Below are 23,349 nucleotides of genomic sequence, written 5' to 3' on the forward strand. Positions count from 1 at the left end.
AAAGCACACCTACTCTTTTTTTACTGAAATTCAGACAAACAACCAACTCCCAATCCTAAATTAGGCTGTACAAAACAATGCCTTTTTACTTTTGAATTTCCTGTAACCTCGAAATTTGCCGTTTTGCAAACCCACAATGATATAAAAGGATTCTGCTACAAAGTCGTAAATAACGTGAGTGAAACACGCTACATCCGATAAACTTAAAATAATTTAACCTAAAATTGAACTTTTAGTTTCGTATGGTGTCAAAAGGTATGAGCATTTCCCCCGAATGCTTAGCTTCGCTTTACCCCCCTCTTAAGCGAAGCGACGTTTGGATAAATATCCAAACACGTAATTTGCCCCGGTCACTCACCGGGGATTTTTTTATTTAAAAAAAATGAGCTACACTGAAGCTATTGAGTTTTAACGCAATCGAGAAAACACATGAAGAAACACGTTTTAAATGCTACAAGCTCCTTGGTTGTCGCTTTAGCTCTGGGTTCACCGCTAGCTTATGCAGGCCCCGATCTTGCTCCGTTAATCGTTTGGGTTAATGAAGCGGTTGTCGCCACCAACACCTACAGCTATAAAAATTATTTACAAGATCAAAAACAAATTGCCAAATATTTTACTGCCGAGGCCTGGATTGCTTATACAAAGGCACTAAATACATCTCAATTACCAGAGGCAGTACAGAAAAACCTTTATTATGTCAGCGCAATACCTACGGAACCACCAGTAATTACACCTATTGATGCAACTCACTGGAACGCGGTCACCAAAGTACTAGTCGTTTACCAAAACCCTCAGTATCAACAACATCAAACGCTTAAAGTTACGGTAACCTTTGGGGTAGCTCCATCTGGCCAAGGAGTTCGTGGCTATAGCATTACCAACCTGCAAGCTGTCGTCACTAAACCACCTTGCCAGTGCCCTATTGACGAGGAAATGGCACCACCACCTAATGTAGGCAATGCCAAACAATAATACCCAGCTGCAAAACAATTAAGATGCCGATTAAAATTAAAATCACATTTAATTTTTTCGGCATGGTCACATCTAAGGCGGATTGCTCGGGATGGTTGGGATTGTAGTAGATATCAATTTCTTCCTCCTCCTTAAACGCAACCGCCGCTTTATACGCAATACGACGTGCATATTTGCTGTTAGGGGTATTATGCGCGGTATCTAAAAACAGATATTCTCCGACTAAATCTTTATCATGCACGTGGTAGGTATATTCAATTTTTGGCCAAACACTGTGCCCTGCTTTAGTCCACTCGCAGCTGGTTACGCGCCCCTTTGCCTTTAACCAGTTTGTTGCCCGCACTAAAGACTGTCGATCGCGCCAAAAATGTATGAAGATACTCAGCAAAACCACCAACCACCCCAAATCCAGCACCCATTGCCAAACAGTAAGCCAAGTCATCCAGGAGTCCTATAAATGTCATGTATTTAATAGAGTATATAATGAGATGTAAGGATTTACGCGAATAAGATTCTTCACGCTTTTTAAAGTAGCATTTTCAAGTATCTTGAGTATAATCTTTGTCAATCAAGACGCGAAAAAAGGACTCACGCAATGACTGTTAAAACTCCACTGCATACAACCCATTTAAAATGTGGTGCTAAAATGGTTAATTTTCATGGATGGGAGATGCCGCTGCATTATGGCTCCCAGCTCAATGAACATCGGCAGGTACGTCAAGACGCAGGGATTTTTGATGTCTCGCATATGACGATAGTTGACATACTTGGTGCCGGTGGTCGTCTGTTTCTACGTAAACTATTAACTAATGATGTCGATGCTTTAGATCATCATGGCAAGGCACTCTACAGCTGTATGTGTAATGAACATGGCGGCATCATTGATGATCTAATCGTCTATCAACGTGCTTCCGACAATTACCGTATCGTGCTTAACTCAGCAACACGGGACAAAGATTTGGCTTGGATTCGCAAAGTGAGCGAAGGCTTTGCCATAGGCTTACAAGAACGCCGCGAACTCGCCATGATTGCCATACAAGGCCCTAATGCCATCGAGAAAACCTGTTCTATTCTTAATCCGGCACAAGTTGATGCGGTATCTACCCTTACCCATTTCGAGAGTGTTGATGTAGAACAATGGTTTTTTGCACGCACAGGCTATACTGGTGAAGATGGCCTGGAAATTATTGTACCTCAAGATCAAGTAGTCCAATTATGGGATGATTTAGTGCACGCCGGGGTACAACCTTGTGGATTAGCTGCGCGCGATACACTAAGGCTCGAAGCAGGAATGCTGCTGTACGGCCAAGATATGGATACTTCCACCACACCTTTAGAGTCAGGCCTGGCTTGGACCATTAAGTGGGAACCCACCGAACGCAATTTTATTGGCATGGGCGCATTAGTATCACAAAAACAACTGGGTATTAAACGCAAAATAGTTGGATTAACCCTATTAGATAAAGGGATTATGCGCCAAAGCCAGCGCGTTGTCATTGACGGCCAAGCTGATGGCGTGATTACCAGTGGTAGCTTTTCCCCAACCCTTGGACATTCAATCGCTCTCGCACGTGTACCCGTTGAAACAGGTACAGAAGTAATGGTTGATATACGAGGCAAATTAATTCCTGCAACCGTAGGTAAGCCGCGTTTTGTAAAATATGGGCAAGCAATATAAGCAGAACCACCATCTCCTCGGTAAACACGGGGATTTTGATATACGTTAGAAAATTAAGGATGAATGCAATGAACGAGTTAAAATTTACCTCAACCCACGAATGGCTTAAAGACGAACCAGATGAAGTCATCATCGGAATTACAGACCATGCCCAGCAATTATTAGGCGACATGGTTTTTGTCGAACTACCCGAGGTAGGTGATAAAGTAGAGGCAGGAGATGAATTAGGCGTGGTGGAGTCAGTAAAAGCAGCATCAGACTTTTATGCACCGATTAGCGGTGTAATTACTGCAGTCAACGAAGCAGTTGTTGAAAATCCAGCTATAGTCAATACAGACCCCTATCATACTGGCTGGCTTGTTAAGTTGAAACCTAGCGACCGCAACGAAATTGACAATTTATTAACTGCTGAAGAATATCAAAATGAGACAGTTGAGGAACACTAATCATGCCTTATATTCCCCACACACCTAAAGATACCCAACAGATGCTTGAAGCCATTGGCGTGCGTGACACCCAGGCTTTATTTGATGAAATTCCTGCATCCCTACAATATGCAGGTTTTCAACAAATCCCCGCAGGCCTCAATGAAATGGAGATGTTAAACGAAGCACGCATGCAGGCTGATAAAAACCATAATGGAATCTGCTTTATAGGCGCAGGATGCTATGAGCATCATATTCCTGCTGCAGTGTGGGACATTGCATCCCGTGGTGAATTTTTAACGGCTTATACCCCTTATCAAGCCGAAGCCAGCCAAGGTACCTTGCAGCTTTTATACGAATTTCAAACCATGATCTGTGAACTTACAGGTATGGATGTGGCAAATGCCTCAATGTATGATGGAGCAACCGCTCTTGCTGAAGCTGTTTTAATGGCCGTAAGAATAAATAAGCACAGTAAGTCAAACCGTGTTCTGGTTGCTGGCAGCGTTCATCCCTTATACCGAGAAACGCTTAAAACCATTCTCAGCACGCAACATATTGAAATGGTTACCCTCCCCTTTGATGAGCAACAAGGAATAACTGCTCTTGCAACGCTGGAAAATTATGCCGGTGAAGACATTACGGCTTTAGTAATCGCTCAACCAAATTTCTTTGGTTGTCTGGAAAAAGTTGATCAATTAAGTGATTGGGCCCATCAGAATAAAGTAATTAGTATTGCCTGTGTTAATCCCATCGCCTTAGCTTTATTTAAACAACCCGGCCAGTGGGGTGCGCATGGAGTGGATATCGTTTGCGGTGAAGGTCAACCCTTAGGTGCACCAATGGCATCGGGTGGCCCCTATTTTGGTTTTCTCAGTACCCGGATGGCGCATGTACGGCAAATGCCTGGCCGAATTATTGGTTGTACCGTAGATAAAGACGGAAAACGTGGATTTACCCTAACCCTGCAAGCACGTGAACAACATATTCGTCGCGCAAAGGCGACTTCAAATATCTGTACGAACCAAGGATTGCTCGTTACCGCAGCCACTATTCACATGAGTCTTTTAGGTGCGGATGGATTGCGGGAAGTTGCTAACCACTGCTACCAAAATACGCATGAATTAGCGGAACTTCTGAGTCAAATTGATGGTGTAGAGCCTGTATTTAGCGCTCCTTATTTTCATGAGGTGGTGCTTAAGTTGAATCAGCCGGTTAGCGATGTCTTAGAGCAACTAGCAGCGGCAGGAATTGCTGGTGGCTATGCACTCGAATCACACTACCCGCGACTACAAAATACGCTCGTAGTTTGTGCCACAGAAATGCGTACTGCAGAAGATTTAGCTCATTATGCCAGCACATTGCAAACCATTATGAGTAAACGAGGTGCCTAAATGTTTGTTGTTCAATTAACTTATTTGGTACCTACCCAAGAGGTAGATAAGTACCTTAGTGCACATAGGGAATTTTTAGATTATTACTACAAGCAAGGTTTGCTGGTGGCTTCTGGCCCGATGAAACCACGTACCGGTGGCATTATTATCGCCGCAACGAATGACCGAGCCTATGTAGAGTCCGTCTTTAAACAAGATCCTTACTACTTAGCAGAAATCGCAAGCTATGAATTTATCGAATTCACGCCAGTAATGCATCGAGATGAACTCAAAGAACTTATTCAAAAAATGGAAGGCAAATTATGTTGATTTTTGAATTATCCCAAGAAAACCGCAGGGCAGCAGCCCAAGCGCCAAAAACGGCTCCTAGCAAATATGCTATTCCAGAGGAGTTTCAACGCAAAAACCCACCAAGAATGCCTGCCTGCTCTGAATTACAAGTCGTTCGTCATTTTACGCGGCTGTCCCATAAAAATTTTGCCATTGACAGCAATTTTTATCCATTGGGTTCGTGTACGATGAAGTACAACCCTCGTGGCGTGCATAAAGCAGCCTCTATGCCCAATTTTCTTAATCGCCACCCCCTAGCTCCGGCTCAAGACAGTCAAGGCTTTTTAGAGCCGCTGTATCACTTGCAAAAACATATTGCTGAAATTACCGGAATGGCTGGTGTTTCGTTAACCCCAATGGCTGGCTCACAGGGTGAGTTTGCCGGTGTTGCCATGATCAAGGCTTATCATCAATCACGCGGCGATACCGCACGCGATGAAATGCTTATTCCCGATGCAGCTCACGGCACAAACCCTGCCTCTGCGGTTATGTGTGGCTTTAAAATTGTGGAAATTGCCACCGCAGCAGATGGTGATATTGATCTGGAAGAATTGAAAAGCAAATTAGGTCCTAAAACAGCGGGAATTATGCTCACCAATCCATCAACATTGGGATTGTTTATGCGCCAAATTAAAGAAATCGCGGCGCTCGTGCATCAAGCTGGTGGCTTACTCTATTATGATGGCGCCAACCTTAATGCCATTCTAGGAAAAGTAAGACCTGGAGACATGGGCTTTGATGTAATGCATCTTAATTTGCATAAAACCTTTGCTACCCCTCATGGCGGCGGTGGCCCAGGTTCAGGTCCTGTTGCGGTAGGCACGCGTCTATTGCCATTTATGCCCTTACCGGTGGTAAAAAAAACGGATACCGGTTATCAATGGGCAACGCCGCTGGATTATCCACAAAGTATCGGACGCCTATCCTGCTTTATGGGTAATGCCGGTATTTTGTTGCGTGCTTATTTTTACATTCGAGTTTTAGGTAAAGAAGGTTTATCACGTGTATCTGAATACGCGACCTTAAATGCTAATTACCTATTAAAAGAACTCACTAAAATCGGCTTTACCGCAGCCTATCCAACACGCCATGCATCGCATGAGTTTATTCTCACCTTAAATCCAGAGAAGAAAGCCTATGGGGTTAGCGCGATGGATTTAGCAAAACGTCTGCTAGATTACCGAGTTCATGCACCAACCACCTATTTCCCTCTATTGATTCCAGAATGTTTGCTTATTGAGCCAACAGAAACGGAAAGCAAAGAAGAGTTGGATAACTTCGTGCAGATAATGAAAACCATTCGCCAGGAGGCAATGGATAATCCGCAATTACTCAGAGATGCACCGCATAGCTTACCAGTGAAACGTTTGGATGATGTGAAAGCGGCAAGAGAATTGGATTTAAATTATTTTGCCACGCAGGATAAGTAACTAGGCGAACCTGGTTGCTTACACAACAAAGCGATTAGAGCAGATAAATTTCGTCATTGCGAAGAACATAGTAACGAAGCAAACCAGGAGTTCGAAACAGGAACCCTGGGTTGCTTCACTTTGTTCGCAATGACGGGAGTTTTTTTCATGCCGATAAACCAGAGTTCCTGATTACAAGCGCCTCAGATAAGCTCCCTTTCATAGTAATAAAACCTTGTTTAAGCTATTATTGGCATTCATTCGCTTTTTGGAATTTACACCATGCATACTGCTATAATTATCCCTGCACGCTATGCTTCAACCCGTCTGCCCGGCAAACCTTTAGCCCTCATTCATGGTCAAACCATGTTACAACGTGTTGTAGCACTTTCACGTGTCGCGGCAGCAGGCTTAAACGATGTCTCAATTATTGTCGCCACCGATGATCAGCGTATTGCCGAGCATTGCCAAATACTTGAAGTGGATGTGGTGATGACCTCTGCAAATGCCCTTACAGGTACTGATCGCGTTGCTGAAGCAGTACGGCAAATGCCTCACAAGCCAGATTTTATTCTGAACATGCAAGGTGATGCCCCCTTAACGCCGCCAGATTTCTTACGCGCCTTAATTGATGCCTTTGCCTCCTCACCTTGCGATGTAGTTACTCCAGTGACCCAATTGTCGTGGCAGCAATTAGATGAATTACGCCACAATAAGCAAACAACACCATTTAGTGGCACAACAGCCGTGTTTGACGCACAAAGCGGAAAAGCATTCTGGTTCAGTAAAAACATTATTCCCGCCTTACGAAAAGAAGCCGAATTACGACAAACAACGGATAAAAGCCCCATCTTCCGCCATATAGGTTTATACGGTTATTCCTTAGCGATGCTGGAAAAATTCGTCACCCTACCAGAAAGCACTGTTGAACAGCTCGAAGGCTTAGAGCAACTACGCATATTGGAAAATGGTTATAATATTCGTTGCATTCCCGTAGACTACCAAGGCCGAGCCAATATGTCTGGGGTGGACAGCCCCCAAGATATCGCCCGTGCAGAAGCATTAATTAGCCAACATGGCGAATTACTACCTTTAGAGGCTTCCTAAGCATGACAATACGATTACTCATTGCACGCCACGGTAACACCTTTGCTCCAGGGGAGACGGTTCGACGTGTAGGAACTACCGATTTACCTTTAGTCGAAAGCGGTTTACTCCAAGGATACGCCCTGGGCAGCTATTTAAAGCAAGAACAGCTTATCCCTGACATCATTTTTACCTCGACCTTACAACGTACCATTCAAACCGCAGAACAAGCTCAACAGGCAATGGGCACGCAACTGCCTATGGAAAACCTGTCCATTTTTAATGAGCTCGACTATGGCCCTGATGAAAATCAACCGGAAGAACAGATCTTAACGCGCTTGGGCAAAGAGGCGCTTGCAGCTTGGGAGGCTCAAGCCCTTGTACCCAATGACTGGCATGTTTCTCCAACGGAGATCATTTCTAATTGGCAACACTTTGCCGAGCATCTACGCCAACATCATCAGGGAAAAACCTGTTTAGTCGTTACCAGTAATGGCATTGCCCGTTTTTCTCCCTATCTTACCGGCGATTTTGTCACCTTTAGTGCACAATACCCGATTAAAATTGCGACAGGAGCTCTTTGTATTTTTACGAACGAGACTGGGTCTGCAACTTGGGATTGCTTGGGTTGGAATGTTAAACCTCCTAAATAATTCATGGATTTTTAATACCTGAAGGAAATAGTGAAATACTTATCTCCCTAATGATTTAATAAGCGTAATTATTTTATTGACTCTCGTTTCTAATAACAAAGAAAAACCCAATGAACCTCCCCGTGGCAAGCCACGGGGAATACTAGTTTAACCTATATGAGCAAAAAGACGATCGTTTAAGTGAATTGATTTTTTCACTAATTCGTCCATCTCCGGTGTGGGTTCGCATGATTGATATGCTGCTTTTAGTGGAGAAAGATCTACTGTTGAATGCGTTGCATCATTTTGTAAATAACCATCAAGTGCTCTAAATGTTTGATATTTATCTGTTGCGAACTCTTGGCAATTAGCTAAGGTTTCATCTTGGCAAATTGAGAAACGGGTTAAATGCTCGACATGGAAAGGCTCTTGGCTTTTCGAAAAGAAATATTCCAGAGTGTAAACGGTACTATTTGAGCCGGCACAGAAGTAATAACCTGATTTAAATTTATTGTTTTCAAAAATATCGCCGCGAATAACTCGTCCCTCTCCAGGCTGAAGTCCTGCAAGAGTGACTGTATGATTAATCGATTTTGTGGACCCAGCTCCTTCGGCAGCCGCAACACTTGATATAATCAAACCCACCACTAATAAGATAATCTTTTTCATTCGCTTCTTGCTCCTAAATATAAATAGACTCGAATTTAAGCTCCGCATTATACCTCATTTTGAGTGAATAAGATCTATTTGTTTGCAAATTTATTACCATTTCTTTTAAAAACAACCTAACTGACCATTACTTAAACAGAAACACCTATTCGTAGGCGCTTTCTCTTTCCCGTTAAATTTTTTATCTTTTTGGGTTGTCTTATGCGTCATCTTCTTTTAATGTAGTTGCCCAGAAAGCAAGTTAGTCGCATAAATTAATTAACAATGCGTTTAATGAGTAATTAAAAAATTAGTTCAAACCAAGGCACAAGGATATGGACAGCCAAGACCTCACTTTTGAAACACAAATTCAGCAATTACAGAATAAAGTCGTTCTTTTGGAAAAAGAGGCGCAACATAATGCTAATGTGGCCAATAAAGCAAAAGAAGAATTTTTATCCAACATGCGTCATGATATTCGCACACCACTATCAGGCATCATGGGTTTTTCAGAACTGTTACGAGCCGAAACCCATGAGCCACGCATCAAAGAATATGCTGATAATTTGGTGGCATCAAGCCATGCATTATTAAGGCTGATGGATGAACTTTTGGAGACATGGCGTGTGAGTACTGGCGATGTACCCGCACAGAAGAAAAAATTTGATTTGCACCAATTATTCCAACAAATTGAAGCCTTATATAAAGCCCGCGCACTTGAAAAACAATTAAAACTTAGCCTTATTTGGGATAAGAACCTCCCCCATTTTGTCATTGGCGATAAAATAAAAATTCACCGAATCGTTCTGGAACTGGTGGCTAATGCGTTGAAATTTACGAATAAAGGCTTTGTATCCATCCGAGTTGAATTAGCCAAAAAGCAAGGGCGAAACTTCGTTATGAAGTTGATAGTCCATGATTCCGGAATTGGCATGTCCCAAGAGAATCAACAGGATATTTATCTACAGTTCAAACGTTTAACCCCATCTTATCAAGGAATTTATAATGGGCCAGGATTAGGCTTATATGTAGTCAAACAATTCATTGATGATTTGGCAGGGGAAATTTACATCGCCAGTGAATTACATAAAGGCACCTCTTTTACCTGCATTATTCCTTTGCAAGAATCCTTATTAAATGATGAGCAAGGAGCAGATAAGGAACAAATTGCGATTCCAACCCACCAGGAACCGGCAACAGCGATATTAAAAAATAACGGAACCCGGGTTTTGATTGTCGAAGATAATCGAATTGCTCAATCAGTAGCGCGTGCATTACTAACAAACCTCTCCTGTCAGGTTGATATCGCCGCCAATAGTTATGATGCCTTAGAATATTATGAACGCACGGTTTATGATTTAATTTTTATGGATATAGGCCTTGGCGAAGGCATGGATGGCTATGAAATTACGCAAAAAATTCGTAGCAAAGAAGATGATGACCACCATACCCCTATTGTTGCTCTTACCGCGCACGCCCTTGATGAAAGCAGGCAGCGCTGTATTGAGTCGGGTATCGATGCTGTTTTGACCAAACCATTAACCCGGACTCAAGCCATCGACATCTTAAAAACATTTGTGCCGGCGAGAATTGCCCATACCTCTCCCTCTACCAACAAAATCCAAGCAGACTTACCCGCACGTAGTGAGGAATTATTTCAATTAGGGCAACATCCTTTGCTGAATTATGAACAAGGGCTAAAAAACTGTGGTACAAATTACATGCTGGTAGAGTTACTAACCCTCATGATTACCCAAGAACTACCCGCGGATGTGGAGCAGATGAAAAATGCATTCGCGAAAAAGAATTATGATGTGGTCGAGCGAATTGCGCATAAGATAAAAGGCGGTGCGGTTTACGTAGGCACTGCGCGAATGAAATATGCTTGCCAGTATCTGGAGCGCTATTGGAAAACTGGGGCACGTGAACACGTTGATCGCTTATATCATCAAGCAATTACCGTCATTGATGAAACTTTTGTGTATATCGCCGATTGGCTTAAAAAAGCGATGTGAGCAAGGAAAGAATCAAACCGATCGAAGCCTTGATCCCTAGGTTGCCTCACTTCATTCGCAATGACGGACTTTTTTTCATGGCAGGTTCGACCCAACCTACCATGAACTACGGCAAACTGGCGAATAAATGCAGTTGTAAATTCAAGATAAAACCATACTGCATACAATATTCAGCAGCATATTCATGATTACGTTGATTTTTTTGCAAATCTAAAAGCTCAGGCTCCCAAAAACTAATGACCTCATTAATTTCGGAACGCTCAGCCATAGTCAGATCGCGCCCTTCATCACGAATCATTTTTACACGTTGAGGTTCTTTTTTATAAATATTCATAGGGCTTACAAAAACAGGCTTATTGGTTTTTTCAGCCCATTCATGCGCCCATAGAGGTATTTCGCTATAGGTTTGATAGCGTTTGTCCTCTGGGGCTGACATCACAAACTTCAAACAATCAGCACGAGCTAACATGTTTACATTCGGCTCCAGATAACGAACTACTTTGCCCTCACTCTCTAAGCATTTGGGGCTTACCACCAAGGTAGTGCGCTCTGGGAGATGAGGCAACACCGACGTACCGTTAGATTCAATTTGTAGCGATTGAAAATGGGGTTGCGCTTGCTCAAGAAAAGCTGACAGGTTATTTTGCAATGAGGGTTCACCGCCAGTAATAACCAAAACCACTTTTTTGGCTGCCCCCTGTGCCCATGTAGGCGTAGGTAAGGCGCGACGCGTAAAAAATTCACTGATGACTTCATCGGCCTCTGCTAATAAAGAAGAAAAACTTCGCCATTCGCCGGAATCGAAATAGGTATCACAAAAAGAACAAGCTAAATTACATTTAGCCAATCGGATAAAATAGGCGGGATGGCCACGGTATGGGCCCTCCCCTTGCAAAGTAAAGAAACGGCTGGTTACAAAAAGTTCATCCTGCTTTGCATCTTTAAAAAAAGCTTTACCCGTGATTGAATTAACACCAAACATCTATGTCCTATGAAATTTTGCCTCTGTTTTTGCGTATCATATAGGGTCTATTTACAAACTCAACTTTTTACTATGAATTAAAGCACTGGCCTCACAAAACTATCCAGTTCTTCACATCTATCCAGCTCCGCTATTTTACTGTCGATACAACTCAGCATATCTCTTGAGGTAGCCGTGGTGCCATAGGCGCCGCGGATGTATTTCACAATCCAAATCTCAGAGCGCAATTCTTTAATAAATTTCAATGCACCCTCAGGTTCTGTTGGTTGTAACTCTTCATGTAACTGTACTAGCTCATCTCTGCTTAAATGGGCTCTACGCAAAAGTTCCAGGGCGCACATTTTGTCATGTTTTAACGTACCCATTGGTTGGCTACGAATATGCTCCAGCTTCTGTTTGAATTCAGTCAAGGAGCACACCAGCGGTTGCAAACCCAAAGAACAGGTTTGTTTTGCTTCGGCAAGCATCTTCTGGAATGCAGCAGAATCCATTTTAGTGTACTCCGCCTTATATCGAGTTAAATCACAAACCACATCAGCATAATAAGTACGCATACGTTGATTATATTCATTTTGCTCAGCAATACCGTCTTGCGTATTGACTTTAAGTGAATACAGCTCATAGTAAGAAATAGCCTGATCTAAAGCAGTTAAACCTTGGCTATCTTTATTATTTAAGTCAGAATAAAAATACTCGCCCGTTTCAAAGCAACGATAAGCTTGGGCAATAACTGCCGTGTGTAAAGCCGTATGAGAATTGCTGGCAATACTCGCCTTCATGATTGATTTTAACGAGTTGCTTACCTCTTCTCGGTACGCATTAATTTCGTCCTCAGAGCAGCCTAAATTAGTGGCGTATTGTTGCAATTCATTAAGAATGAATTTTTTTGCCTGGGACTCATTTTCCAGAATAAATTTTCTAAATTCAGGTACTTCCACTAACGCGACTCGCAATTCACTAAATCGTGAACTGGTTGCTCGTAATACCATAGCCAAAGCGCTTTTTGCTTCAGCCGTATTCGGTGCATCATCTAAAGTCTTTTTCAGCCCTTTACCAATAAGTTCGCTAGGAATGACTGCCTGTTTTAAGAAACGTTGCCATTTTGCAAACTCAAAATCAGGATCATGCTTTAGTGATTGATAAGCAAGCCGGTCTTGCAAACTTTGGTAGGCTTTATCGCCAGCAACAAAAAATGCTTTCTTTGTTGGCCAATAATGGTTTCCTGAATGACGTAAATCAGGGAATCCCTGTAAATCAGCGGCATTAATACGAAATTCTTTTCCGGTATAGGTTAGATTAGCGAGACGAGCACTACGAGTCGACATCATTTTATCGCTAAAGGAGAGGTCATGATCGATTTTAAAAAAGTGAAAACAGGGCTTATCATCTTCCAAGGTTACATAATAACCAATGTTCCCCTTGTGCAGATCATCCTCTTCAAGTCCATAGGCAGTGGTAAATACATCCGCCAAAGAATCCATATCAATTGCGATGTTTCCTGCATTTTTTTCAGCCAATAGTTTCTCAAAAAAGTTCTGAGGCAGCTTATCAAGGAAATTAAATCCCTTGCCAACACCGTGATTAGAAACATCAAACTCTTGCTGCACATTTGTTAAAAATTGCTCATCACATTTTCGCTTTAATGATTCCCACTCATAAATCATCGACAATAATTCGCAATGCTCGCGTAGGTTAGCTGGCACCTTATCTACATCGAAAAGATGGCCTTTATTCAGCAAGGATTCCACATACAGGCAACAAACTGCAAGAGCATCTTCGTCCAATGGACCCACCGAAGCTACAGCGACATCATGACGTTCTTGCCAATAATCTCGCAAACGCTTAAAATAACGGGTACCAAACTTTTCTAAAGCCTCTTTAGAATCATGAATGACTTTGAACTCTTCCCATTTACTTACTGTTTTTGAGAGGCCCAGATCTTCTGCAGTCTCCTTTTCTTTTTCCGACATAGGGTTGCGTGCAACATTATCAGTCCCATAAGCCCAAGCCAAGAACTCATTATCACTTACCTCAGTTGTAATCGGTTTATGTGCCTGGCACCACTGGTGAAACTCCGTATCGCTTACCTCGGCACTTGACGTAAAGTTCTTATTTGCCTGTAAAAAAACAATATCGTTGTTCGTCGCACGTAAACGCAGTAAGGCATGGGCAGCATGTTCTGCACAAACCCCAGCAATAGTACCGTTCTGAGAGCGCACAATATCTTGCTCTAAGTAGCGTTGTGGGGCTGAGACCGCATTAGCGACCGCAGTAAAACATGCTTCTAATTCTGAAGCTTGCTCTCCAATTCGCCCAGGATGTTTATTTTTCTTAAAGATTACGTGTCGCGCTTTTCCTTGTTCATTATACGCGATAGTGCCAAAATGAGCTTCATGAGCACTTACATGAGCGCCGGTCTTACTGAAACCTAAAATTGCGAGTATCTGCATAATAAAAGAAAATTAACAAGTCACTATGCTCATATTATAAACCAAACCATTTTTTTACAAAACCCCTTCTGGTTAAAAAACAATCAAAATCCTCTTTATAATATCTAGTTTGCACATGCTCAACTACTTGGCATAATGATAAGTTGCTGATAACCGATTGATTTCAATTTAAAAAATACTTTGCGATTAAAAAAAAATGGGTTATAACTCTTTGATGCTGGTTCAGGGATTGATAGATCAGTGTGAGGACAGCATTTGATTTGCGTAATGCTGGATATTGTTTTTTTCACGGAGTGAGAAAATGAACAGTAAAGTATTTTCGCAACGGTTCAATCGCGAATTAGCTACTTTAGGTTTTCCCGAAGAGTTATCGGAAAAAATCAAAGCGGTATCCAAAGTATTTGAGGTATCTCGCCATTTGGCAAACTCGCTAATCTTTGGACACATTCTTCCAGAAAAGGACCAACTGGATAGAATTGCTTCGATTTTGGAAGTTTGCCCACAGTGGTTAAGTGGTGAAACCGATCGGAAGAAAGCATATAGTAGTCGCGAAACTGCTGATAGCGAGTCATAGTGATATGACGGCAAAGTTGGGTGGAACATGTGAAGCCCAACTTTACTCACCCAACTGCCTGCCTGCTCAGTGATGCAACAAAATTTGAGCCCAATAGCTAAATTATTGTATAATTATCCAGAACGCTCGTTAACTTATGTTCTGCTGCTCAATTAGCGAACACCATTTTTATACCGTAGGTTACTACTATCATGGAATGTCTAAGCTTTTGTATCGCCAAATCAATTGATTTATCACGTATTGATGCATATTTTAAAAATTCTTCTGCTGAATTTTCTTCATTAAAGACGCGCGATGTCGTCAAACTCACCTCGAACACGGGGCAAGATCACACCATCTACGTATTTAAAAATGGAACCGTAGTTTCTTGGGGAGTTAAGCGTTATCAAATTAATAATTATTTAAATACGATTAAACAATTGCTGGATAAGCCCGTCACGATGTCGGTACATGATGAGTTCCATTTCCAAGCAGGTGAAAAAACGACGATAGAACCGCATGATTTTTTTGATGTAGATTGCCTGACGATTGAAGATGATAGTGATGAATTAAAATTAAGTCTTTCTTATGGTTTTTCACAATCGGTGAAATTACAATATTTCGAAATGATTATTGATGCGCTCATTGAAAAATATAACCCAATGATCCAAAACCTGTCTCATACCGGTGAAATGGAAATCAGTCGCACTCAAATCCAGCAAATTATTGGTGAAATTCTCGGTGCGAAAAGCGAAATGAATTTAATTAGTAACTTCCTTTATCATCCCAAGTATTTTTGGCAGCATCCCACTTTAGAACAACACTTTGCCATGCTTGAACGTTATTTACATATTCAACGCCGTGTTAATGCAATTAACCACCGCCTGGATACCTTAAATGAAATTTTTGAAATGTTTAATGGCTACTTAGATAACCGCCATGGCCATAATCTTGAAATTATCATTATCGTATTAATTATTATGGAAATTGTTGTAGCGGTATTAAACCTGCATTTTTAATGCCTTCACGAAATTTGTAGCCCATATTAGACGCAGCCCTAATTCGGGTTCGACACTCAAATCAAGCATCAGACCAAGATTAGACGATGCGAATACAGGCTACAAAATCTGAACAATATGCTATTCTTTAAAAAAACCAAATAAATTTAAATAACCATGATTAGCACAACCAATCAATTGAATGAAAAGCAACTCCATGATTTGGAGCGGCTAAAAAACATCAGCAAGGCTGTCGATGGCAGCGTTCCTAATGTATACATGCATTTATTGATACAGCGTAGAACCCTCCCTACGATTGCTCTATACTACGAAAATGAGCAATTACTTGGTTTTGTCAGTGTCTATTTTTTCTATGAAGATGCTGTAGAAATCGCATTGTTGGTACACCCAGAAGCGCGACGCAACGGCATTGCGAAACAATTGCTACGCCATATTTTACCTATAGTACAAGAACATAACTATGCGAAGGTGATTTTTTCATGTCCAGCCCATATCAACGAACGCTGGCTGCCCACACAAGGCTTTTTGTACCGCCATAGTGAATACTATATGGAGCGACACAATTTGAGTCCGTTATTGGATCGGAAAAAGCAACTCGTCTTTCGTACAGCTACTATAGATGATATACCCCAATTGTGTTTGTTAGATGAGGCCTGTTTTTATAAAACGCATGCCGAACTTGAACCGCGTTTTCAGCAGATATTGAGTGAACGTAATTATCAGATTATTTTGGCTTTTGAACATAACCAACTGATTGGTAAAGCCCATTTACGTTGGCAAGAACACGGAGCAACGCTTTCGGATATTGCCGTGTTCCCAGAAAAACAAGGCCATGGATTAGGAACAGCCCTGATTACTCACTGCATCAACTACGCATTAAGTGAAGGTAAACCCGATTTAAATCTTGATGTCGAAACCCATAATCAAAAAGCACTTAACTTATACACGCGCTTGGGGTTTTTAACGCAAAATGCTTGTGATTATTGGATGATCGAAGTAGAGCAATTACAAAAACAAATTTCCAGTCCAATCAGTGCCGCAAGTTAATTGCGGACAACCAAAGAAATTAAAATCGATGGAACGTGGGAGCATCGTTCTCCTGTGCATCAACATAGGCCGCAATAGAATAAGTAATCGGCATACTAAATAATGCACCAATTGCTAAACAGCACGCAAAACTAAAAGAAACCATTAACATTTGCGGTAAAATTGGCAGAATGGTAGAGAAGATAATGCATGCAGCAAATCCCAAAATATAATCCTCAGGGACAGGCTCAGAACCAATAAACGCTTCAGTGATTAAGGTATAAGGGCCTCTTGCTATATGACCACAGGTGGAGAAGAAAGAGCCATAAAATTCAGTTAATGTTCTAGTTGCTGACATAACGATGTTCCTAACAGATCGTATTGTTCTATGTTTTATAAAACGGAATGCTACACTAAAAGCATTAAGGTAATATTAAGAATATGAAATTCTTGACAGAGTTTTCTCCCCCCCTTTAGTATTAGCGTGAAAAAATACTTCTTTATAAAAGGATTAGGGATGAAAAAGAGGGTTGTCATAACCGGAATGGAAATAACATCTTCCATAGGAACAGGGCTGAGCACATTTTGGAATGCCGCAAGCCAGGGTCAATGTGGAATCAAACGCATCAAAAGCTTCGACCCATCTCCCTATCCCACGCAAATTGGTGGAGAAATCACCGATTTTAACCTGGATGAGCTTCCACAATTTAATAAAAGCAAGCGCTATCCTCGTTCCGCTCAATATGCTTTATATTGCGCGCACCATGCAATTGCGCAAGCAGGCTTAAATGCTAATGAATTATTTAGTGCCGGCACCTACATTGGCACCAGCATGGGAGGTCAATCTGAAGCAGAAGAAGTGTATAAGGCGATTTACCTTGAGGGATGGAAAAAAATGCCGGCCCTTTCCGTCTTGCGCACCATGCCAAATTCAATTGCAAATTATATTGCAATTGAATTTGGTATTGGTGGCGCCAACTCGACGATTTCTAATGCATGTATTTCTTCTGCTGAAGCGATAGGTGCAGCCTATCAACAAATAACTGACGGCCGATTGTCCACCGCTATTTGTGGAGGAACGGAATCCTTTGTCTGGGAATCTATACTTGCCGCTTGGTGTAAATTAAGAGTGATGTCCACGAAAAACGAAACCCCTGCTAAGGCGTGCAGTCCATTTGATCTGAACCGGGATGGAATGGTTATTGCTGATGGGGCGGGGATTTTAATTCTTGAAGAATTGCAGCACGCCAAAGCGCGCGGCGCTAAAATTTATGCGGAAATTGTTGGCTTTGGTGCAAGTTGTGACGCGTTTCATGTGACCGCCCCCAATTCCCAAGGACAACAACGTGCCATTTTTGCAGCCTTAGATGATGCTCGCTTATCAGCCAATGACATACATTATATCAATGCCCACGGCACGGGCACCCCGCTCAATGACAGTATCGAAACAGAAACGATTAAAGCCGTTTTTGGCCAGCGAGCCTATGAGATCCCAATAACTGCACAAAAATCGATGACAGGACATGCGATTGGAGCTGCTGGCGCCATGGAAATAATAGCCACTACGCTTAGTTTGCAAAATAATCTATTGCTACCAACAATCAATCTGGATACCCCAGATCCTGCTTGTGATTTAGATTATGTGGCAAATAACGCGCGTCCGAAGAGGTTGGATATTGCTTTATCGAATCATTTTGCTTTCGGTGGAGCGAATGCAGCATTGGTGTTAAGCAAATATTTTGGTTAGAACATATTTAGGCCTGGTTGCAAGCAACCAGGCTAATCATTCCATAAGCGCGTGCGAATAATTAGATTAAGGCACAATCAACATATCCGTGGGATTAACACGCACCAAACGATCACTCACCCGCCCCATCAACACATAATGTAATGCCGAATGGCCGCGCGTGCCAAGTACCACTAAATGAGCACCCCAGTCTGGGGCAAATTGTGGGATGGCATTAGCTGGATAACCACCAATAAACTTTACTGAAAAATGACTTGGGTCCACAGCACAGCTGGCCAAGAATTTATGCAATTTATCTTGCAATGAATCGTGCATATGCAGCTTAACCATTTTCTCATACCACACATCAGCGATGTGCAATATTAAAAATTCAGCCTGTGGATACGCTTTATAAGCGACCTCAATAGCTTTTTTACTGGAATCCGAAAAATCCGTACACACTAAAATGCGTGCATACTCCGCAGCAGGTGGCTGGCGTACCAAGTGCACGGGAATGGAGGATTGCTTGAGTACTACCTCAGAATTCGTGCCTAAAATAAAATCATTTAAATAGTAGGTTCCATGCGCCCCCATAAAGACCATATCAATGGCATTCCCCTGAATAAACATCATGATCTCATCGGGAACACGTCCATCAAGTACCGTAAATTGCATTGAGTATGGAGATATGAGCTGTTTTAACTCCTGCTCATGGGCCTCCTCTGCTTTGTGAACCCAATCCTGTTCTACCGCCTCACTTCCATCCATCCAGCCTTGATTGATTACATGCACACAATGCAGTTCCGCTCGAACAGAATTTGCAAATTGAACCGCACGTTGAATTGCGTAGAGTGAATGAGCAGAGAAATCTGTAGTAACTAATATCCGTTTAAACACAGAAGTATCCTCGAAAAGAAGTCCTTACGTAAGAGTATAGAATAAATAGCAGATCTATTATTTATACTATAATAAATAATAGATCCTAGGCTTATTATTCATCCCAGGAAGGAGCATCTTGTGAAACGATTTCGTAATATCCTCTTTGTAAGTAATGGTATTAAAAATGAAACAGAAGCCTTAACCGAGGCAATACGATTAGCAGAGCATGATCAAGCCTGCTTACGATTCCTTATTGTCTGTCCTCCTTTTTCTTCTGACTTCGAACAATATAAAGATTCATATGAAGCCTTTTTAAAAGAAAGTGCCAAAAAAACGCTTGCCAAGGTCCCAGCAAACCTCTCAGGCAATAAAAAATCCATCACCGTGGATGTTGTCTGGGAAAAAACTCCGAGTATCGCTATTATTCAACATGTTTTACGCCACACACATGATTTAGTCATTAAAGCCGCTGAAGATCATGGCGCGAAAGGATTTAAGGCCTTAGATATGGCCTTATTACGTAAATGCCCCTGCACTTTATTTCTACACCGCCCCTTAAAACACCCGAAAGCGGTTCAAATCGCGGTAGCTATTGCCCCAGAGAATGCGGAAACATCGGAACAGGAGCTAGCGTGTAATCTGTTAAAATTGACCCAGCATTTGGTCACCTTCTACTCTGGAAAATCGAACATTCTGTCCTGCTGGGAATTCGCCTTAGAGGGATTTTTACGCAATAGCGCCTGGATTGATATGTCCGCGGAGGCCATTGAAGAGATGGTGCAGCAAGAGGGTAATAACAATTATATAACCTTGCATAAATTGATTAAGCAAGCCAAGCTGCAAGAAAATCCAACAATTTATCATTTGAAAGGTGAGCCTACAGAACTTATCCCCGCCTGGATCGCCGAAAAAGAAATCGATGTTTTGGTAATGGGCACAGTAGCACGAACAGGAATTAGTGGATTCATTATTGGAAATACGGCAGAAAATATTTTGCAAAAGCTTGATTGCTCGTTGTGGGCGATGAAACCACAAGGCTTTGTTTCTCCAGTAAAAGCATATTAACGATGATGAGTAAATTTTTCATGAACAAAATGAGTTTCCAGGCCATCTGCCGCCATTGAACAGCCTGAACTCAATAATAAGGTAGACATTAATTAAATAATCTTATAAAAATTTAAAGCTCTGCTCATTTATTACTACGCCAATAACCCAGCGGGGTCAATTAGAAAGGCAGGGCTAATAAGGGATTGATGGCATTAATTAATTGACCAAACATCCATTTAATATCTTGCATGGCCTCATAAGTTTTGGCTTCAAAACGCACCGTTAAATAAGGCCCGGTATTGGATGGGCGAATAAGCCCCCAAGCATTGGTTAAATTAGCTCTTAGCCCATCAATATGCACTAACTCCCCAGATAAATAATCAGGGGCTTGTAACACAACCTGTTGCATAAACTGCGCTTTTAATCCGTCAGTCATACCAATTTTTAATTCCTCAGTACTTAATGACTTGGGAAATTGCTCAAAAAATTGATGGCTATCTTTGGTTTGCTCGCTTAGCATTTCCAATACTCGTGCCGCAGCATAAAGCCCATCATCATGCGGCAACCAACGATCGCAAAAATAAAAATGCCCACAAAATTCACCACCAATGGCAGCCCGATGTTCACTCATTGTTGCCAAAATATGTGCCATACCGGTTTTGGCCATAATGGCTCGACCATTATGTGCACTTAAATAATCCTCCAAGTGGCGGGTACATTTCACATCACAAACAATTGCTGGTTTTGCCACTTTTTTTAGTAATGCATCAGCAAATGCCAAAAGCAAATAATCCGAAGCAATAACACAACCATTTTTATCAACAACGCTCAGACGATCGCCGTCCCCATCAAAAGCAAGCCCCAAATTAGCTTGTTGAGATTGAACCGCCAAGCGTAGGCCACTTAGGTTTTCCTCTGAGGATGGCGCTGATTGTTCCTCTGCACAAAGGGGAATAACCTCACAACCTAAAGCGGTTAATAATTGTGGCGCGAGACGGCAGGCAACCCCATTACCACCACCGATAATCACTTTTAATGGCTTAATCGCTCTTAAACTGGCTTTAACCATACGAATGTACTTATTAATCACTTGTTCTTCAGGATATTCCACCACTCGTCCACGCCCCGTATCATCAAACAAGTAGCGTTGGTCCAAAATACGTTGATGCAATAAGCGTAATCGTTCACCATGGTAGTTTTGTTTTCCTAAAATAATTTTCAATCCATTATAAGCTGCAGGGTTATGGCTCGCGGTTATCATTAATCCTGACTGGCATTGCAAATCATGCATCGCAAAATACAGCACTGGGGTAGGTAAACAACCAATATCAATAACATTTGTGCCCGTGGCTAATAAGCCTTTAATTAAGGCATCTGCGAACATATTGCTACTCGGCCTACTGTCACGACAGAGCAGTAGCGTGTGTAATCCATATAACTCCTGTAGTTCACTACCAATAGCAACACCTAAGGTATAATAAGTATTTTCATTCAAATCTTCGCCAATCGGATTGCGAATATCATACTCTTTAAAAATGCTTACAGGCGGTTTTATTAGATAGGACTTACTCATAATTTAGCTCCACTAGCTTAGCTAAATTGCCATACATTCAAGGATTTACAACAATGTCCTTATCTAAAAGAAATCGCTCTTTAAGATGACAAATAGTTTCACGATCATAAATGTACATGTATTTATTTAAAGAAACACACCAAGTACATACCAAAAACGAACTGCGCAATAATTATACAGTGTAGTCGATGGATAAATATTATGCGAATTTATTTTATGATTTTTATGAAAAATGAGGCGGAATATTTTTTTATGTTCATGATAGCAAATACAAATACAAAAATACGGCAAACAATGCAAAATTCTTATTAAGCGCGCATTAACAAACCAAAAGGACATTCCACAAGTTGGCCACTGTTTTGAGGCTCCGTAGCCTTTTTCAACACAGACTCGAAAAGACACCGTAAGGAGTATATAATCAGCCAATTTTGCAAATTTTAGAGGCCAATAAAATGAATGCTTCGCTTTATGAGATAGCAAGTTTAGTACAAGGGACCGTCATCGGCGATGATTCACTGCGGATTTCAGCCTTATCCCCTATTGATGATATTGCACCTGGAACCCTGGCTTTTGCTGACAGTACTGACAACCTGAAAATCGTAGAAGCATCTCCCGCTGCAGCAATATTGGTAGCTAAAGGTATGGAAAGTGCTGAAAAGCCGGTGATTCAAGTAGCTCATCCACTTAAAGCATTTATCGCTCTTCTCCATCATTTTCATCCAACCCCGAAAATCCAGCCTGGAGTGCACCCTACAGCCGTTATTGGTGAGGGCGTGCAATTGGGAGCAGATGTCTACATAGGCCCTTATGTTAACATTGAAGCGGGTAGTGTTATTGGCGATCAGTGCGTGCTCAAAAGTCACATACATATTGGTCATGGCGTTACTATTGGTGCGAATACGACCATTCATTCCCATGTCACCGTATACGATCACTGCCAAATCGGCTCGCGAGTTATTATTCATGCATCCACCGTTATTGGTTCTGATGGCTTTGGCTATACCTTTGTTGATGGCAAGCACTTAAAAGTGCCTCATATAGGTAAAGTAATTATTCATGATGATGTAGAAATCGGCGCCAATACCGCTATTGATCGCGCAACCATGGGGGCTACCGTTATTGGTGAAGGAACAAAGATTGATAATTTAGTGCAAGTTGCCCATTCCGTAAAATTAGGTAAGCACAATATTCTTTGTGGTTTTACCGGCATAGCCGGCAGTTGTACCACCGGAAATCACGTAATTTTTGCCGCCAACGTAGGCGTCAGTGATCACGTAACCATTGGTGATGGTGTTGTTTTAGGAGCTCGCTCCGGTGTGGCTCCTAAGAAAGAACTCAAAGCAGGAACGGTCTATTTTGGTAACCCTGCACGCCCCAAAGATATCGCTATAAAACATGAGCTGGCAGTTAATCGCATTCCGTTAATCCGTAAAAATATAAAAACCCTTTCAGAACAAGTTGCCAGCCTAAGCGCCCAATTATCCAAGCTAGAGGTAGAGTAAATA

Annotated in this window: 22 protein-coding genes; 15 read left to right on the forward strand and 7 right to left on the reverse strand. The window is 41.8% G+C overall.

Annotation, left to right across the window (positions count from 1 at the left end; all coding sequences use genetic code 11):
• Positions 1-429: 429 nt before the first annotated feature.
• Positions 430-972 (forward strand): DotI/IcmL family type IV secretion protein, encoded by a 543-nt coding sequence (locus tag ACQY7T_RS02590; RefSeq protein ID WP_428411153.1) that lies wholly within the window; start codon positions 430-432, stop codon positions 970-972.
• Here the strand turns inward: ACQY7T_RS02590 and ACQY7T_RS02595 are convergent.
• The gene (locus ACQY7T_RS02595; protein WP_428411154.1) at positions 947-1,414 is read right to left on the reverse strand and encodes a DUF3592 domain-containing protein; all 468 of its coding nucleotides are present in this window, start codon (positions 1,412-1,414) and stop codon (positions 947-949) included. The genes ACQY7T_RS02590 and ACQY7T_RS02595 overlap by 26 nt on opposite strands.
• 153 nt (positions 1,415-1,567) lie before the next feature.
• Between ACQY7T_RS02595 and gcvT the strand changes: the two genes are divergently transcribed.
• From gcvT to ACQY7T_RS02630, 7 genes are all read left to right on the forward strand, one after another.
• Entirely contained in the window at positions 1,568-2,650 is a 1,083-nt protein-coding gene (gene gcvT / locus ACQY7T_RS02600) for a glycine cleavage system aminomethyltransferase GcvT (RefSeq protein WP_428411155.1), read from the forward strand.
• Between the two features lie 68 nt (positions 2,651-2,718).
• A complete protein-coding gene (gcvH, locus tag ACQY7T_RS02605) occupies positions 2,719-3,096 on the forward strand; it encodes a glycine cleavage system protein GcvH (protein WP_428411156.1) in 378 nt (125 codons plus the stop codon).
• 2 nt (positions 3,097-3,098) lie between these two features.
• Positions 3,099-4,469 carry an aminomethyl-transferring glycine dehydrogenase subunit GcvPA gene (gcvPA, locus tag ACQY7T_RS02610; RefSeq protein WP_428411157.1) on the forward strand — a complete coding sequence of 457 codons (1,371 nt, stop codon included), beginning with the start codon at positions 3,099-3,101 and terminating at the stop codon, positions 4,467-4,469.
• On the forward strand, positions 4,470-4,778 hold the full coding sequence (locus tag ACQY7T_RS02615; RefSeq protein WP_428411158.1) for a YciI family protein: 309 nt from the start codon (positions 4,470-4,472) through the stop codon (positions 4,776-4,778).
• Positions 4,772-6,229 (forward strand): aminomethyl-transferring glycine dehydrogenase subunit GcvPB, encoded by a 1,458-nt coding sequence (gene gcvPB / locus ACQY7T_RS02620; RefSeq protein ID WP_428411159.1) that lies wholly within the window; start codon positions 4,772-4,774, stop codon positions 6,227-6,229. Before ACQY7T_RS02615 ends, gcvPB begins: the two co-directional genes overlap by 7 nt.
• Before the next feature lie 261 nt (positions 6,230-6,490).
• Positions 6,491-7,315 carry a 3-deoxy-manno-octulosonate cytidylyltransferase gene (gene kdsB, locus ACQY7T_RS02625; protein WP_428411160.1) on the forward strand — a complete coding sequence of 275 codons (825 nt, stop codon included), beginning with the start codon at positions 6,491-6,493 and terminating at the stop codon, positions 7,313-7,315.
• A 2-nt stretch (positions 7,316-7,317) separates the two neighbouring features.
• Complete coding sequence (locus ACQY7T_RS02630) at positions 7,318-7,947, forward strand: histidine phosphatase family protein (protein WP_428411161.1); 630 nt, start codon at positions 7,318-7,320, stop codon at positions 7,945-7,947.
• A 147-nt stretch (positions 7,948-8,094) separates the two neighbouring features.
• Here ACQY7T_RS02630 and ACQY7T_RS02635 read toward each other — a convergent pair whose 3' ends face one another.
• Positions 8,095-8,595 (reverse strand): hypothetical protein, encoded by a 501-nt coding sequence (locus ACQY7T_RS02635; RefSeq protein WP_428411162.1) that lies wholly within the window; start codon positions 8,593-8,595, stop codon positions 8,095-8,097.
• 314 nt (positions 8,596-8,909) lie between these two features.
• On the opposite strand from ACQY7T_RS02635, the gene ACQY7T_RS02640 reads away from it, so the two are divergent.
• Positions 8,910-10,589 carry an ATP-binding response regulator gene (locus ACQY7T_RS02640; RefSeq protein WP_428411163.1) on the forward strand — a complete coding sequence of 560 codons (1,680 nt, stop codon included), beginning with the start codon at positions 8,910-8,912 and terminating at the stop codon, positions 10,587-10,589.
• A gap of 106 nt (positions 10,590-10,695) precedes the next feature.
• Here ACQY7T_RS02640 and ACQY7T_RS02645 read toward each other — a convergent pair whose 3' ends face one another.
• Together ACQY7T_RS02645 and ACQY7T_RS02650 are read right to left on the reverse strand one after the other, a co-directional pair.
• The gene (locus ACQY7T_RS02645; RefSeq protein ID WP_428411164.1) at positions 10,696-11,571 is read right to left on the reverse strand and encodes a 7-carboxy-7-deazaguanine synthase QueE; all 876 of its coding nucleotides are present in this window, start codon (positions 11,569-11,571) and stop codon (positions 10,696-10,698) included.
• Between the two features lie 77 nt (positions 11,572-11,648).
• Positions 11,649-14,021, reverse strand: a complete 2,373-nt coding sequence (locus ACQY7T_RS02650) for a hypothetical protein (protein ID WP_428411165.1) — start codon at positions 14,019-14,021, stop codon at positions 11,649-11,651.
• 301 nt (positions 14,022-14,322) lie between these two features.
• On the opposite strand from ACQY7T_RS02650, the gene ACQY7T_RS02655 reads away from it, so the two are divergent.
• The 3 genes from ACQY7T_RS02655 (at position 14,323) to ACQY7T_RS02665 (ending at position 16,640) form a co-directional block, all read left to right on the forward strand.
• A complete protein-coding gene (locus tag ACQY7T_RS02655) occupies positions 14,323-14,595 on the forward strand; it encodes a hypothetical protein (protein WP_428411166.1) in 273 nt (90 codons plus the stop codon).
• A 191-nt stretch (positions 14,596-14,786) separates the two neighbouring features.
• The gene (locus tag ACQY7T_RS02660) at positions 14,787-15,593 is read left to right on the forward strand and encodes an RMD1 family protein (protein WP_428411167.1); all 807 of its coding nucleotides are present in this window, start codon (positions 14,787-14,789) and stop codon (positions 15,591-15,593) included.
• Between the two features lie 156 nt (positions 15,594-15,749).
• Positions 15,750-16,640 carry a GNAT family N-acetyltransferase gene (locus tag ACQY7T_RS02665; protein ID WP_428411168.1) on the forward strand — a complete coding sequence of 297 codons (891 nt, stop codon included), beginning with the start codon at positions 15,750-15,752 and terminating at the stop codon, positions 16,638-16,640.
• A gap of 19 nt (positions 16,641-16,659) precedes the next feature.
• On the opposite strand, the gene ACQY7T_RS02670 is transcribed toward ACQY7T_RS02665, so the two are convergent.
• Entirely contained in the window at positions 16,660-16,977 is a 318-nt protein-coding gene (locus tag ACQY7T_RS02670) for a hypothetical protein (RefSeq protein ID WP_428411169.1), read from the reverse strand.
• A 159-nt stretch (positions 16,978-17,136) separates the two neighbouring features.
• Here ACQY7T_RS02670 and ACQY7T_RS02675 point away from each other — a divergent pair, with 159 nt between their 5' ends.
• Positions 17,137-18,366, forward strand: a complete 1,230-nt coding sequence (locus ACQY7T_RS02675; RefSeq protein ID WP_428411170.1) for a beta-ketoacyl-[acyl-carrier-protein] synthase family protein — start codon at positions 17,137-17,139, stop codon at positions 18,364-18,366.
• Between the two features lie 66 nt (positions 18,367-18,432).
• Here ACQY7T_RS02675 and ACQY7T_RS02680 read toward each other — a convergent pair whose 3' ends face one another.
• Positions 18,433-19,242, reverse strand: a complete 810-nt coding sequence (locus ACQY7T_RS02680; RefSeq protein WP_428411171.1) for a universal stress protein — start codon at positions 19,240-19,242, stop codon at positions 18,433-18,435.
• Between the two features lie 120 nt (positions 19,243-19,362).
• On the opposite strand from ACQY7T_RS02680, the gene ACQY7T_RS02685 reads away from it, so the two are divergent.
• Positions 19,363-20,289 (forward strand): universal stress protein, encoded by a 927-nt coding sequence (locus tag ACQY7T_RS02685; protein WP_428411172.1) that lies wholly within the window; start codon positions 19,363-19,365, stop codon positions 20,287-20,289.
• Between the two features lie 160 nt (positions 20,290-20,449).
• Here ACQY7T_RS02685 and ACQY7T_RS02690 read toward each other — a convergent pair whose 3' ends face one another.
• On the reverse strand, positions 20,450-21,844 hold the full coding sequence (locus ACQY7T_RS02690; protein WP_428411173.1) for a phosphomannomutase/phosphoglucomutase: 1,395 nt from the start codon (positions 21,842-21,844) through the stop codon (positions 20,450-20,452).
• A gap of 452 nt (positions 21,845-22,296) precedes the next feature.
• Between ACQY7T_RS02690 and lpxD the strand changes: the two genes are divergently transcribed.
• The gene (gene lpxD, locus ACQY7T_RS02695; protein WP_428411174.1) at positions 22,297-23,346 is read left to right on the forward strand and encodes a UDP-3-O-(3-hydroxymyristoyl)glucosamine N-acyltransferase; all 1,050 of its coding nucleotides are present in this window, start codon (positions 22,297-22,299) and stop codon (positions 23,344-23,346) included.
• Positions 23,347-23,349 lie beyond the last annotated feature (3 nt).

This window comes from Legionella sp., from assembly GCF_965140895.1.
In the GTDB taxonomy this organism is placed as follows: Bacteria; Pseudomonadota; Gammaproteobacteria; order Legionellales; family Legionellaceae; genus Legionella.

Coding starts and splice junctions, on each gene's coding strand:
- ACQY7T_RS02590 (WP_428411153.1), top strand. CDS start 430: ATGAAGAAACACGTTTTAAATGCTACAAGCTCCTTGGTTGTCGCTTTA.
- ACQY7T_RS02595 (WP_428411154.1), bottom strand. CDS start 1,414: ATGACTTGGCTTACTGTTTGGCAATGGGTGCTGGATTTGGGGTGGTTG.
- gcvT (WP_428411155.1), top strand. CDS start 1,568: ATGACTGTTAAAACTCCACTGCATACAACCCATTTAAAATGTGGTGCT.
- gcvH (WP_428411156.1), top strand. CDS start 2,719: ATGAACGAGTTAAAATTTACCTCAACCCACGAATGGCTTAAAGACGAA.
- gcvPA (WP_428411157.1), top strand. CDS start 3,099: ATGCCTTATATTCCCCACACACCTAAAGATACCCAACAGATGCTTGAA.
- ACQY7T_RS02615 (WP_428411158.1), top strand. CDS start 4,470: ATGTTTGTTGTTCAATTAACTTATTTGGTACCTACCCAAGAGGTAGAT.
- gcvPB (WP_428411159.1), top strand. CDS start 4,772: ATGTTGATTTTTGAATTATCCCAAGAAAACCGCAGGGCAGCAGCCCAA.
- kdsB (WP_428411160.1), top strand. CDS start 6,491: ATGCATACTGCTATAATTATCCCTGCACGCTATGCTTCAACCCGTCTG.
- ACQY7T_RS02630 (WP_428411161.1), top strand. CDS start 7,318: ATGACAATACGATTACTCATTGCACGCCACGGTAACACCTTTGCTCCA.
- ACQY7T_RS02635 (WP_428411162.1), bottom strand. CDS start 8,595: ATGAAAAAGATTATCTTATTAGTGGTGGGTTTGATTATATCAAGTGTT.
- ACQY7T_RS02640 (WP_428411163.1), top strand. CDS start 8,910: ATGGACAGCCAAGACCTCACTTTTGAAACACAAATTCAGCAATTACAG.
- ACQY7T_RS02645 (WP_428411164.1), bottom strand. CDS start 11,571: ATGTTTGGTGTTAATTCAATCACGGGTAAAGCTTTTTTTAAAGATGCA.
- ACQY7T_RS02650 (WP_428411165.1), bottom strand. CDS start 14,021: ATGCAGATACTCGCAATTTTAGGTTTCAGTAAGACCGGCGCTCATGTA.
- ACQY7T_RS02655 (WP_428411166.1), top strand. CDS start 14,323: ATGAACAGTAAAGTATTTTCGCAACGGTTCAATCGCGAATTAGCTACT.
- ACQY7T_RS02660 (WP_428411167.1), top strand. CDS start 14,787: ATGGAATGTCTAAGCTTTTGTATCGCCAAATCAATTGATTTATCACGT.
- ACQY7T_RS02665 (WP_428411168.1), top strand. CDS start 15,750: ATGATTAGCACAACCAATCAATTGAATGAAAAGCAACTCCATGATTTG.
- ACQY7T_RS02670 (WP_428411169.1), bottom strand. CDS start 16,977: ATGTCAGCAACTAGAACATTAACTGAATTTTATGGCTCTTTCTTCTCC.
- ACQY7T_RS02675 (WP_428411170.1), top strand. CDS start 17,137: ATGAAAAAGAGGGTTGTCATAACCGGAATGGAAATAACATCTTCCATA.
- ACQY7T_RS02690 (WP_428411173.1), bottom strand. CDS start 21,844: ATGAGTAAGTCCTATCTAATAAAACCGCCTGTAAGCATTTTTAAAGAG.
- lpxD (WP_428411174.1), top strand. CDS start 22,297: ATGAATGCTTCGCTTTATGAGATAGCAAGTTTAGTACAAGGGACCGTC.